Raw genomic sequence first — 13,066 nt, 5'->3', positions numbered from 1 at the left:
TACTGCCAGTACTTCAAATTCGGTAAGTCTTCAACTTGAATCGCACATTGTCGAGATATATCGTTCCGTGCATTATTATTATAACCAATTGCTTTGTCAGATTCAACAATTGTTCAAATATTTTTGCCTTTTTTTACTGAAAGCATTTTCAGTCTTGCTTTTTTTTATTCGGTGTCATATAATAACCCTTGCTTCACTAAATTTCAATTGCATGCGCCCGTGGTCCAATGGATATGACGTAGGCCTCCGGAGCCTGAGATAGGGGTTCGATTCCCTTCGGGCGCGCCAACACGAACGAAGATCAGTTGCGAAACTGATTTTTTTTGATTATAAGTTTGACCTTTCTTGACCTTTGTTTGTTTTTTCGGTATCATACTAGTTAACAACGAGTTCGTTTGAAAATGTTCCCTTTCGTATTAAGAAAGGCGCAGACTTTTTAAACATTCTCTTGGCCATACTGTAAGTAGTATTTCCATTTGAAACCATTGTACCCATCGAAGGAGGTAATTCTCATGAGTTTTATCCCTATGGTCGTTGAACAGGACGCCCGCGGCGAAAGAGGCTATGATATCTATTCCCGTTTGCTGAAGGACCGCATCATTTTCCTCGGTACCGGCGTAAACGATGTCGTCGCGAACTCCATTATTGCCCAGCTTCTTTTCCTGGCCGCACAAGACCCTGACAAAGATATCAGCCTTTACATCAATAGCCCAGGCGGTTCCATTACAGCAGGGATGGCCATCTACGATACGATGCAGTTCATCAAGCCGGACGTTTCCACGATCTGCGTGGGCATGGCCGCTTCCATGGGCGCATTCTTGCTGACGGCCGGCGCCAAAGGCAAGCGCTACGCGCTTCCTAACAGCGAAGTGATGATCCATCAGCCGCTCGGCGGTGCGGAAGGTCAAGCTTCCGATATCGAGATCCGCGCGAAACGCATCCTCAAAATGCGCGACAACCTGAACAAAATTCTTGCCGAGCGCAGCGGCCAGCCGCTGGAGCGCATCGAGAAGGATACGGACCGCGACTACTTCATGAGCGCTGCGGAAGCGGCGGAATACGGACTTATTGACAAAGTCATCGAGCGCGTGTAACGCCATCCGCTCAAAACAACAAAAAACCAGCCTTCCCGAACGCTTCCGGGCGCTCAGGGGCTGGTTTTTTTATGCTTACTTTTTATCTTCCATAGGGTAGAAAATCAGATCGATCGGGAACGCCGATCCCGCCGGAGGCGTGAACTCGATATCCAGGGAATCTTCGCTTCCCGTGGTCCGGGCCAGCAGCGTCAAACCGTCGAACGCCGTGACTACGCCGGAATACGGAACGGGAATCATTTCTCCGTTCACCTTGAACGGGCCTTTGAACACTCCGCCTTTGGCCATCATCATGACCGCCATTTTGCGCGGCTTATTGATATGCATTTTGTACACGACGCCGTAGTTGCCGCCGTTATCCACGTTTTCCTTGCGCATCACATCGTAGCCTTTGACGAACGGGTCGGTTTTGTTGTCTCCGATCGATACCACCGATGTTTTGGTAAAGGATGAAGCATCTATATCCCAATTAATCTGGGAGACCGGGAACGTTCCCCGCACATGGCCGGTGTAAGGCAGCAGCGGAAGATCTTTCAACGAGTTCGTGGACAGCTTCTCGGTAACGGCAAAAGACATTTGCAGTTCCCCGTCCGTTTCCACGTCGTAGAACAGGTTCACGCCTTGACCCGGATAAAAATCGGGAAGCTTCGCATAAACATACGTTTGATGCGGCGGAATGGTCAGCTTTTGGTCATACACATTGTTTAGCAAAAAGTCCACGGAAGCTTCGCTTCCAATCAAATTCGCATATACGGAAGGATATACTTCGCCTTTGTTCGTCGTTTTGATCGTAACGGCTTGGTCCGTATTGTTGGTGGCGAAAATCGCCATCGTCATCTTTTGCTTCGTGCCGTTAATGTGATCGGCATACAAGCGCGCTTTTCCGTTGATGTTATCCTGATACAAAATCCCTCTCTCGGTAAACTCTTCGGGACTGTCGCTAACCAGAAGCTTGCGGTCGGTCTCTTGCGTCACCTTCTTGGTCAAAGCCGGCATTTGGTTAAAATGCGCCCAGATGATGCCCCAGTCCGCTTTGATCGAGCTGCCGATCGGCTTGGTGTAAATCGGATACTCGAACTCGCTCAAATACTGCTGGTCGACGACTGTGACGTAGCTTTTGAACTCCTTGCTCACATGTCCATGGGCATCGGCCACCGTCAAGGAGACCGGATACTTGCCCGGTTGGAAAAAGGCTTCCTGCTTCCCTTTCCAGTTGTAAGATACAAGGCCTTCCGCGTCCGGATCGTAACTCAGGTCGACGTATTTGACAGGCTCTCCGAGCCGGTACGAAGCCTTCGCTGTTGTAAACTTGGCGACAGGTGTGGAGTTGCTGTCCCGATCTACATAAACACCCTCAGCCGCAGGAAACGAAATGATTTCCACCCGGCGGAGCTCGCCGTTGTACGTATATTTGGCCCCCATATAGTCCGCTACCCATGTCAGCTTCACTAGCAGCTTGCCATTCACGATTGAAGCAACTTTATCAAAAGGGGTATCGACGCCGTTGATCGTCACTTTCTTGTTGTCGACATCCAGTACGATATCGTAACCCGATGGTGTCATATGAATCGTCCGGGTCGCGTCGCTCCACTCGACTTTGAATCCCATCGAATCGCCGAGGAATTTGGCGGGAACGAACGTGCTGCCGTCAATAATTGTGGCCGGGGCGTCCAATTGCACCTGCTCGCTGTTCACAAATGCATCCGTCTTGTCCAAATACAGCAGGATCATGGAGGCGCTTGCGGAAACCGCACCGGCTACAGGCGCTATTGCAATGCTCGACACAAACATAACCAGCGCCAGCAGCAGGGTAAGCTCTTTCTTGAACTGTTTCATCTTCTGACTCCTTTTGTCCGATAAGTAAGTGAAAATGGCAAAAAGCCTTTTCCTTCTTTAGTCACGTTAATTAGACGCGCGCATCAAGAGAAAGGTTTCTCACATTCACAAGTTGTTAACAATTTTGCCACGAAATTAGCTGATAAAGGAAATTGGGCGAACGGCCCGGCGGAAAACACATATTCCTTCGAAATGATAGGCTGCCGATTGTGGCCGGCCGCTTGCGCAACCGGGAAGGAGACAGCTTTGCGTGAAAAAACCTGCGAAAGTGCAGGTTTTCCCTGTGGAATTGACTTATTTTGGACAAAAACCTGCAAAAGTACAGGAATTATCACCGAAAGTGAATCTGAGCCCACGTATTCGGTGAAAAGCCTGCACTTTTGCAGGAATTCTTCGCGGCCAGCGATCAAGGACGCAAATTCATGTATTTTTGCAGGTTTTCTTCGTGCAGCCTGGCAGATTGCGGCTATCGCCTCTGACGCGGCGGGGGGTCTTGGGCAGCCTGATTTTTGCAGGCTTTCTACGCAGCACGGCCAGGCGGATTATGCAATCGACTCCGACCCCCTCGCATCTTTGAGCAACTAAGGCAAAAACGCAAAAAAGCTTCCCCGAAAGGAAGCCTTCGTTCGAATTATTGGTTCTCCAATTCTTCTTTGCTGACCAATGTGACTAAAGCGTTTACAGCCTGCTCGGCGTCCGAACCTTCCGCACTTATGAAAACTTCGGTCCCTGTGCTGATGGCGAGGCTCATAATACCCATGATGCTCTTCGCATTTACTTTCTTTTCATCTTTTTCAACAAAGATTTCCGATGAAAATTTATTCGCCTCTTGAACAAACAATGCCGCAGGTCTGGCATGAAGTCCCGTTCTCAACTTCACAACGACTGGCCGTCTGGACATGGAACTAATTCCCCCTACTCAAGCTTATATGAAATACTGTCGAATACATCTCATTACCCTATGTTAAAACATTATAGCATTTTTCGCGGAAGTACACTAGAAAAATTGAGAAAAACTTGCGAATTAGCTGTTTGGTTGTGTCGTACTTACGAATTTCGCAGTTTTTCGGCTAATTCATCTATTTTTCGAAGGCGATGATTCACGCCCGACTTGCTGACGCTGCCTTTTAGCATATCGCCGACTTCCTTCAGGTTCATATCCGGATGCTGCAGCCTGATTTCGGCGACTTCCCGCAGCTTCTCCGGCAAGTTCTCGAGGCCGACTTCCCTTTGCAGCAGTCGGATGTTGTCGATCTGCCTGACGGCCGCGCCGATCGTCTTGTTCAGGTTTGCCGTTTCGCAATTCACGATACGGTTCACCGAATTGCGCATATCTTTCATAATGCGCACGTCCTCGAACCGCAGCAGCGCTTGATGAGCGCCGATGATGCTCAGGAATTCGATGATTTTCTCGCCTTCCTTGATGTAAAAGACGAACCCTTTTTTGCGCTCGATGAAGCGCGCATTGAGATCGAACTTGTTCGCCAACTGGCACAGCGCTTTGCAATGCTCTTCATAGATCGAGGCGATCTCCAGATGGTACGAGGAGCCCTCGGGGTTGTTAACCGAGCCGCCGGCCATAAATGCACCGCGCAAATACGCCCGTTTGCAGCAGTTGCCGCGGATAATTTCCCTTTCGATATCGGGCGTGAACAGAAAGCCCTCGGAGACGATTTTCAGGTCGCTCAGAAGCTCCTGCACTTGTCCGGGCACTCTGACGATGTACACGTTGTTCTTCTTGAGGCGCATTTTTTTGCGCACAAGCAGCTCCGTATGGAGGTGGTACGTCTTTTTCAGGAGGGTATAGATTCTCCTTGCGATGGCGGCGTTTTCGGTTGAAATGTCCAGGATGACGCGTTGATTAGACAACTGCACGGTGCCGTTCATACGGATCAGCGCCGACAGTTCCGCTTTTTCGCAGCACGCATCCGTTTCGATTAAAGTCAGTTCTTTTTTGGTTTGTGCCGCAAAGGACAAAGGTCTCACCTCTTCCTTAACATCCAGCTTTCGACGAGCTGATAAATATGGTCACTCAGCTTTTCAGCATCGTGGCGCAGGTAGGTACGGAACAGCACGAGCCGGTCGGCAATGACCTGGTACCCTCTCTTCGTCACTTCATCCAAATCGAGGTGGACGGCCTTGGAGCCCTGCTCCGCGTACTTGGCCTGAACCTGAGGCGGAATCTCGCCATTGTTGACGATGACATAGTCGAACAAATGGTGGCCCAAATGGCTGTGAATCGCGTCCAAATGGTCGCCGACCGAGTAATCGTCCGTTTCGCCCGGCTGCGTCATCACATTGCAGATGAACATTTTCACGGCGTCCGAGCTCATGATTTCCTGAGCGATTTGGGGAACCAGCAGATTGGGGAGTATGCTCGTATATAAACTTCCCGGACCGCACAGAATCGCATCCGCCTGGCGAATGGCCTGCAGCGCCTCCTCCAGAGGAGCGACATCGGGAGGTTCGATCAATACGCGCTTGATCCGGCCCTGCGCCTTGGGGATTTTGGACTCGCCCTCGACCGTTGAGCCGTCTTCCATGACAGCTTTCAGCACAATCGCATGGCTGGATGCCGGCAGCACTCTGCCCTTGACCGCGAACACCCGGTTCATCTCTTTGACAGCGGTGACAAAGTCGCCTGTAATGTCCGTGAGAGCAGCCAGTATCAAATTCCCGAGACTGTGTCCGGCAAGCCCGGTTCCCGTCTGAAACCGGTACTGCAGCATTAAAGAAAGCAGAGGCTCCACATCGGCCAAAGCCGTCAGCACGTTGCGAATGTCGCCGGGTGGCGGCATCTGCATTTCCGCTCGGAGAATCCCAGAGCTCCCCCCGTCATCGGCGACTGTCACAATAGCCGTAATATCAACGGGCTTCTCTTTCAATCCTCTAAGCATAACCGAAAGCCCGGTGCCACCGCCGATAACAACGATCTTGGGAACGCTCTGCAAGCTATCTCTTTTCATCTATACACCCTCTTAAATAATGAACAGCTTCTTATACGCGGTCCCGTTCGGCGTCCCGGTGGCTTACACGCACGACTTCCGTCTCGCTGGTCCCCATTACTTTGCCCAAATATTCCGAAATGGCGACAGACCTGTGTTTGCCTCCCGTACAACCGATTCCGACGACGACCTGGCTCTTGCCTTCTTTCTTATACTGCGGCATCAGGAAGTGCAGCATATCCAGCAGTTTGGCAAGAAATTCCTGCGTTTCGTTCCATTTCATGACGTAATCGTACACATCCGGGTCCTGACCGGTCTGCGGACGCAGTTGATCGACATAATGCGGATTCGGCAAAAAGCGCACGTCAAAAATCAAATCGGCATCAATCGGGATTCCGTACTTAAATCCAAAAGAGATTACATTTATAGATATGCGATTCGTTTCCAAATTGGTAAACCTGGAAATAATTCTTTCCTTGAGCTGGGTCGGCTTAAGCGCACTCGTATCGATGACTTGCGTCGCCAAGCCTTTCAGCTCTTCAAGCAGCTTGCGCTCCAGGCCGATACCGTCCAGCGGTACGCCCTGCGGAGCGAGCGGATGGCGGCGGCGGCTTTCCTTATAACGCTGCACCAGGGCAGCATCCGTAGCGTCAAGGAACAGAATCTCGTAGGTCAGGGTATAATTCTCTCGAATGCTGCGCAGCGACTCCTGAAGCGCCGTAAAAAACTCACGCCCCCGCAAATCAATCACCAGCGCGACTTTGCCGATTTTGCCCGCCGACTGTTCGATCAGTTCGGCAAATTTGGGTATGAGCACCGGAGGCAAATTATCGACGCAAAAAAATCCGAGATCCTCCAGACTCTGTACAGCGATCGTCTTCCCTGCGCCCGACATTCCTGTGATGATGACCAGCTTCGCTAAAGGGTGGATTTCTTCCATGGTTACACACCTTCCTTTGGAGTGCGTTTCGAGGACGGGTGTTGAGGCTTGGGAAAGGATTTCCGTTCCGAATATCGGATGTCGGATGCACGTTTGCAAAGACGAACGCTTCGCAATTTCCGTGAACGGCCGAGCCTTTCGCTAGCCTTCGCGATAAAGACGCATTGCTTTTCAGGCACCCGGAGATCCTTTCTCCAAAGCTGCAGCCCGTCTGCGAAACATGGCTGACACTAACGCAAGCTCAAACCGGCGGCGCCAACGACGCCCGCATCGTTGCCGAGTGTGGCAGGAACGATCTCAACGCCCTCGGCCGCCACTTCAGTCGTATATTTCTTAAACGTCTCCCGAATCGGGGCGAACAGGATTTCTCCCGCCTTGGATACGCCGCCGCCGATAACAAAGCGCTTCGGATTCAGTATGATGGAAACGGTCGCCATCGAACGGCCAAGGTAATAAGCGGCGCGGTTCACGATACGCAGCGCCACTTCGTCCCCGCTTTTCGCCGCATCGAACACGTGTTTAGCTTCGATATTGTCGTGCAGAGCAAGTGACGTGCGCTCGCCGCGCTCTACGGCTTCTTTGGCCATGCGGATAATTCCCGTCGCGGAAGAAACCGTCTCCAGGCAGCCCACTTGACCGCAGCCGCAATTGATCGCTTCGATATCGGGAACGATGCTAATATGTCCGAGCTCGCCGGCCATACCGTTGGACCCTTGATAAATTTTCCCGTTAATGATAATGCCTCCGCCAACACCCGTTCCCAGCGTATAGCATACGCTGTTATCGATGCCTGCAGCCGCTCCCGCCCATGCTTCACCAAGAGCGGCGACGTTCGCGTCGTTGTCTATTTTTACCGTTTTGCCAAGCAAAGCTTCAAGCGTGCTTTTTGCGTGGACATCGCGCCATTGCAAGTTCGGCGAAAATTTGACAATGCCCTCCGGAATATTCAGAAATCCCGCAAGACCTGCACCAATACCGGCCACTTGCTCCCACTCGAAAGGAGAATCGTCAACAATTTTGCGCACATATTCGGCAATCCGGTTCAAAACCGCCTCAGGCCCCTGATCCGCGCCCGTAGGCCCCTCATAAGTGTGCAGCAGCTTTCCGTGCTCGTCGCAAATGCCGACCTTAATACTGGTACCGCCTAAATCTACACCGATATAAATCTGATTTGACATTGCAAGGTCACCTCAACGAATAATCATAAAATTTTCAGATATAAGCTCCTGATCCAACTATATGACAAGCCCGAATGCAGGTCAAGGTTGAACAGAATTTAGCAGCTCCCCATACAGTAAGAAAAACGTGGAAAGCATTGCCCTCCACGTTTTCGTAACAGATCCGGTCGAATTACAGCGACTGGCTCCAATCGTGCACGATATGTCCTTCAAGGAACTTCTCGCATTCAAGCGCCGCTGCGCAACCGCTGCCTGCAGCCGTAATCGCCTGGCGATACTTCGTATCCTGAACGTCTCCACACGCGAATACGCCGGGAATGTTCGTTTCTGTCGTACCCGGCTTGACCAGGATGTAACCCTGCTCGTCAGTCGTAATTTGACCGCCGAGGAATTTCGTGTTCGGCGTGTGGCCGATCGCTACGAAAATGCCGTCCGTTTCGATAATCTCTTCATTGCCGGTTTCGTTGTTTTTCACTTTCAAACCGGTAACGCCTTTGTCGCCGGCAACGACCTCAAGCGGCGTATTGTTGAGCGCCCATTTGATTTTCTCATTGCCGCGTGCGCGGTCCTGCATGATTTTGGAGGCGCGCAGCTCATCGCGGCGGTGTACTAGGCGAACTTCGGAGGCGAAGCGAGTCAGGAAGTTCGCTTCTTCCATCGCGGAGTCCCCGCCGCCGACTACGATAATTTTTTTGCCGCGGAAGAAAAATCCGTCGCATGTAGCGCAAGTGCTGACGCCGCGTCCGATGCTGTCTTTTTCGTTGGTGATACCCAGCAGTTTGGCGGAAGCTCCCGTAGAAATAATCAGCGTCTCGGTTTCGATCTCGCCCAGACCTTCAACCTGCAGCTTGAAAGGACGATTCGTCAGTTCAACGGAGTTGACCCAGCCTGTTTTAAACTCGGCGCCGAAACGCTCCGCTTGTTTGCGCATATTTTCCATGAGCTCCGGCCCCATAATTCCTTCAGGGAATCCCGGAAAGTTCTCTACTTCAGTTGTGGTCGTTAATTGGCCTCCCGGTTCCGGACCTTCAATGACAAGCGGACTAAGGTTGGCACGAGCTAAATAAATGGCTGCTGTCAGACCGGATGGCCCTGTTCCTACAACGACTGTTTTATACATATGGTTTCCCTCCTATTTGAGAAGCTTATATATGCAAGCAGAAATGAGTTCCGCCTACTGGATTTGGAAAAGAAAGCCGGGGTTCGCCGCAAGCGGCGGTCACAACCGGTCAAATACTGGTGAATTTCGGGAAAATGGCTTCCATTTTTTCACGCAGCCCGCAAGCTTCGTCGATCAATTTCACGTTTTTGCTTACGGTAGAGACGGTGACGCCGTAACGAACCGACACTTCCTGATATGAAATGGCGCGGCGGTGCATTTTGGCGATCAAATATTCCAAAGCTGCGGCCCAGCCTTCCGACTTGTTGATTTTGGGCACACCCGGATAAATCTTGGTCAAATATTCGACCCAGAGAATTTCCAGATCGTACTGCTGAATCATATCATACCGCTTATGCATATGCGCAAGCGCGGTTTCCATCACTCCCTGCCACTTGGAATCCCATACAGGCAAGTGCGGGGAGTACGGTGAAGCCTGCACGACGACGTCGCGCTGTTCGAGAACCGCCGGCAGCGGATCGCGGACGCCGATGCTGCGGAGTACGAATATGGCGACCTTTTTCAAATAATCGTCCTCTTCGCGCTCCAGAATAAAATCTTTCAGGGCATCCTTCACTTCATTGTCGGCAATGAGGCCGAACGCCTGAATGACCTGCAGCTTGGTATCGATATCCCCGTGCCGAAGCGCCCAAAAGAACGAAGAGCGAACCAGCGGGTCTTTCTTCAACTGCTCCGGTATGCCTTGAGTCGATTTTTCCAGCACGCGGAATTGTTCCTCGAAAGGCAGATGGTAATGGTAGCTCCACGTCGGCGCAGCGGCATCGTCCTTGAGGTTTCGCAGCTGATCCAAATAAAATTTGGAAATCTCCGTCCCCGGGTCGAGCTTCTCCACTTGCTTCCAGTGACGCTGCGCCTCCGCGAACCGGCCGATATGGCACGCAGCTACCGCGGTATAATGATACAGGCAAGGATCGGCCGCGCCTTCGCCCGCCTTAATCAGACGCTTGAACAGATGGTACGCCTTCTCGTGCTCGGCCAAAATCCCCATCGTCGTAGCAAGCTTGAATACATGATCCTGCTGAAACGGATACGTTTTGCACAGCAGCTCCACCAGTTCCGCAAGCTCTTTCTTATTGCCGAAATGCTGGTGGAAAATGGCCAGATTGCACAGCGCGTGCAAATTGCCGGAATCGATTTCGAGAACGCTGTGGATCGTCGACATCGATTTCTCGAACTGGCCCATGTAATAGTAGGCCAACGCCAAATTGTTCCGGGCCGCCAGGAAATCCGGATGCTTCTTGATCAGCTTCTCCAGCTGGCGAACCGCCTCGGCAAATTTGCCTTCTTCCAGAAGGGCCCTCGCCTTATCATGCTCGAAGAGCCCTTCTCGACTCTTGATGCTAGTGAGAGGGGCAGGACGTTCAAGCTCATAGCTGAGGAGCTCCATCATTTCTTCCGATTCTTCGAGGAACTGCCCGCTCGGGTCGTTCTCCAAATATTGGACCAACGCTTGCTCCGCCAGCTCAAAATTTTCCATGTTGGCGTAGTTGTTGGCCATATAAAAATGACATTCCGTCATCGTCGGATCGATTGTATCAAGAATTTGCTGCAAAATAAGGTTCGACTCGTCGTAATTGCCCGTCTCGGAGAGAACCCCTGCAAGATTGCAGTGATTCACCGGGTTATCCGGTTCGTACTCTACAGCACGCCGGAAATATTTTAATGCCTTATCGTAATGAAATCGATCCAGGGATTGAACCGCTCTCTCGAAAAAGAATGCGGCATCCATGTTGATTGAAATGACTTTGGGCTTCAGCGCTTTGGACACACGCTTCTTCTTTTCCATAGCAAGGCACCTCCGGTAAATTGATTTCCATCAAATTATACCATAGATCACCCGGAAGCCAAAAACTTTATCCAAAAGGAGGAAAAATTTAGATCAGGTTTAAAAAGCCGGCTTTCAGAACCGAGAAGGTTGGACGATATTCGGAGAAGGAGGAACGGAGCGTAGAGGGGTTCTACGTGAGTACCGGACTTCCCGGATTCGTTCAAGATTCGATGCCGATTAAGCTTCATGACTCAGCTTCGTTATCAAAGCCGGCTTTTTAAACTTCCTTACACGCCGCCGTATTTGAAGAGGGAGGATAGGGATCCTCCTTCAGTAATAATGCGAATAGCGTCCGATAGCAGCGGAGCTACGGACAGCACGCGGAATTTCTCGGAGTGGCCGTCCGGAATTGCGATGGAATCGGTAATAATAACTTCCTTGATGTTCGGATGGTCGAGACGCTGGAGCGCAGGACCGGAGAAAACAGGGTGAGTCGCGCAAATATATACGTCGTGAGCGCCTCTCTCCTTGAGCCCTTCCACAACATTGACGATCGTCGTTCCGGTATCGATCAAATCCTCGATAATGATCGGCGTGCGGCCCGCGACATCGCCGATCACATGCGTGATCACGGCTTCGTTGTGAGCAGGACGTTTTTTGATCATCATGGCAAAAGGCGCATCGAGAATGTTAGCCATTTTCTCGGCGGTCGTCGCGCGCCCGGCATCCGGGGATACGATAATCGGATCGACAAGATTTTTCTTGCGGACGCAATCGCTGATTAAATCAAGTGCGGTCAAGTGATCCACAGGAATATTGAAAAAGCCCTGGATCGCAGGAGCGTGCAGGTCGATTGTCACCACGCGGTGTGCGCCCGCGGCACTGAACAGGTCAGCGACCAATTTGGCGGAAATCGGCTCGCGGGGAGCAGCTTTACGTTCTTGACGGGAGTAGCCATAGTAAGGAATGACAAGGTTGATTGTTCTTGCGGAGGCTCTTTTCGCCGCATCCATCATGACCAGAAGTTCCATCATATGCTCATTGATCGGATGGGAAAACGTTTGTACCAGAAATACGTCGCAGTTACGAATCGATTCTTCGTAAAGACAGTAAATTTCTCCGCTTTTAAAACGGGACAGTTTGATTTGCCCAAGCGGCTGGCCGAGCTCATTGCAAATACGTTCCGCAAGCTTCGGATTCGACGATCCGGAAAATATTTTAACATTGTCGCTATACATGGTTAATGGCTACCTCCGAAGGTTTCATTAAATAGGATTATTCATGCCTATATCATTATACATGAAAGTTGTCGAATTTAAAAAGTAACAAGATGCCGCTTTCTCGCGGAAAATGTGGCTATTTCGTTAAATCCTAGCTCTTTCAGCAGCGCTCTGGCCTGGTCCAAATATTGGGACAACCGCTCCGGCTGGTGCGCGTCCGAACCGATGGTTAAAGGAATTCCCACCTTGTGGCAATATTCCAGCATCCGCCTGCTCGGAAACATCTCTTCGCACGGCATGCGCAGGCCGGATGCGTTCAGCTCGATCGCAAGCCCGCACTCCTTGACCGTGTCCAGCGCAGCTTTTTCCAGCTCCCACGGATCGCGTTCCGGCTTATACCCGAATCGTTTGATGACATCGATATGGCCGATATAATCGTAAAATCCCGTTCGCGCCGCTTTCATCACCGCATCGTAATATTGCGCGTACACTTCATAGACATTCTTGCCGTCCCAGCCCGCTACCTGGCGAAAATCGGAAATATCCCACTCGCCCAAAAAATGCACCGAGCCGATCACGTAATCCCACGGGTATGCCTTGACGATCCGCTCGATCTCGGCCTCGAAGCCTTCGATATAATCGCCTTCAAGCCCGACGCGGATGTCGATCCGGTCCTTGTACTTTTCTTTCAGATGCAGGCATTCCTCCACGTAGCGCGGCAGCTCATCCATAGGCATCGCCATCTCGGGCCAATAGGCCGCCGGGTCCACGTGCAAAAGCGGCATATGATCCGACAGCCCCAACTGCGTGAGCCCGATCTCGATGCCGCGTTTGACATAATCCTCCAGTTCCCCGGAGGCGTGACCGCAGCGCACATGATGTGTATGATAATCAATCAACATCCG

The 13,066-nt window shown here is 51.3% G+C and carries 12 protein-coding genes and 1 tRNA gene; 3 read left to right on the top strand and 10 right to left on the bottom strand.

Translation table 11 applies throughout. From position 1 onward, the window contains the following. Window positions 1–213: 213 nt before the first annotated feature. Window positions 214–288, top strand: a tRNA-Arg gene (locus tag AC3G2T_RS13510). A gap of 224 nt (window positions 289–512) precedes the next feature. Further along, on the top strand, window positions 513–1,094 hold the full coding sequence (gene clpP, locus AC3G2T_RS13505; protein ID WP_235119401.1) for an ATP-dependent Clp endopeptidase proteolytic subunit ClpP: 582 nt from the start codon (window positions 513–515) through the stop codon (window positions 1,092–1,094). A 75-nt stretch (window positions 1,095–1,169) separates the two neighbouring features. On the opposite strand, the gene AC3G2T_RS13500 is transcribed toward clpP, so the two are convergent. Next, window positions 1,170–2,930, bottom strand: coding sequence for a copper amine oxidase N-terminal domain-containing protein (locus AC3G2T_RS13500; protein WP_488435782.1), 1,761 nt, complete (start codon window positions 2,928–2,930; stop codon window positions 1,170–1,172). A 246-nt stretch (window positions 2,931–3,176) separates the two neighbouring features. Here AC3G2T_RS13500 and AC3G2T_RS13495 point away from each other — a divergent pair, with 246 nt between their 5' ends. Continuing rightward, the gene (locus tag AC3G2T_RS13495) at window positions 3,177–3,515 is read left to right on the top strand and encodes a hypothetical protein (protein WP_488435781.1); all 339 of its coding nucleotides are present in this window, start codon (window positions 3,177–3,179) and stop codon (window positions 3,513–3,515) included. A 46-nt stretch (window positions 3,516–3,561) separates the two neighbouring features. Here the strand turns inward: AC3G2T_RS13495 and AC3G2T_RS13490 are convergent, their stop codons facing one another. The 9 genes from AC3G2T_RS13490 to hisJ all read right to left on the bottom strand — a co-directional run bounded on the left by AC3G2T_RS13490 (window position 3,562) and on the right by hisJ (window position 13,063). Then, entirely contained in the window at window positions 3,562–3,831 is a 270-nt protein-coding gene (locus tag AC3G2T_RS13490) for an HPr family phosphocarrier protein (RefSeq protein ID WP_028555561.1), read from the bottom strand. A gap of 146 nt (window positions 3,832–3,977) precedes the next feature. Further along, on the bottom strand, window positions 3,978–4,907 hold the full coding sequence (gene whiA / locus AC3G2T_RS13485; RefSeq protein ID WP_474682779.1) for a DNA-binding protein WhiA: 930 nt from the start codon (window positions 4,905–4,907) through the stop codon (window positions 3,978–3,980). A 5-nt stretch (window positions 4,908–4,912) separates the two neighbouring features. After that, complete coding sequence (locus AC3G2T_RS13480) at window positions 4,913–5,896, bottom strand: gluconeogenesis factor YvcK family protein (RefSeq protein ID WP_474682780.1); 984 nt, start codon at window positions 5,894–5,896, stop codon at window positions 4,913–4,915. A gap of 31 nt (window positions 5,897–5,927) precedes the next feature. Continuing rightward, window positions 5,928–6,815 carry an RNase adapter RapZ gene (gene rapZ / locus AC3G2T_RS13475; protein ID WP_474682781.1) on the bottom strand — a complete coding sequence of 296 codons (888 nt, stop codon included), beginning with the start codon at window positions 6,813–6,815 and terminating at the stop codon, window positions 5,928–5,930. 230 nt (window positions 6,816–7,045) lie between these two features. Then, entirely contained in the window at window positions 7,046–7,993 is a 948-nt protein-coding gene (locus AC3G2T_RS13470) for an ROK family glucokinase (protein WP_474682782.1), read from the bottom strand. A 172-nt stretch (window positions 7,994–8,165) separates the two neighbouring features. After that, window positions 8,166–9,113, bottom strand: coding sequence for a thioredoxin-disulfide reductase (trxB, locus tag AC3G2T_RS13465; RefSeq protein ID WP_488435780.1), 948 nt, complete (start codon window positions 9,111–9,113; stop codon window positions 8,166–8,168). A gap of 109 nt (window positions 9,114–9,222) precedes the next feature. Further along, window positions 9,223–10,959, bottom strand: coding sequence for a tetratricopeptide repeat protein (locus AC3G2T_RS13460; RefSeq protein ID WP_488435779.1), 1,737 nt, complete (start codon window positions 10,957–10,959; stop codon window positions 9,223–9,225). Between the two features lie 269 nt (window positions 10,960–11,228). Then, a complete protein-coding gene (locus tag AC3G2T_RS13455; protein ID WP_474682785.1) occupies window positions 11,229–12,179 on the bottom strand; it encodes a ribose-phosphate diphosphokinase in 951 nt (316 codons plus the stop codon). 77 nt (window positions 12,180–12,256) lie between these two features. Further along, the gene (gene hisJ, locus AC3G2T_RS13450) at window positions 12,257–13,063 is read right to left on the bottom strand and encodes a histidinol-phosphatase HisJ (protein WP_488435778.1); all 807 of its coding nucleotides are present in this window, start codon (window positions 13,061–13,063) and stop codon (window positions 12,257–12,259) included. Between the last annotated feature and the right edge of the window lie 3 nt (window positions 13,064–13,066).

The sequence above is a fragment of the Paenibacillus sp. sgz302191 genome (assembly GCF_057749925.1).
This window is presented reverse-complemented; position numbering and strand designations above follow the sequence as displayed.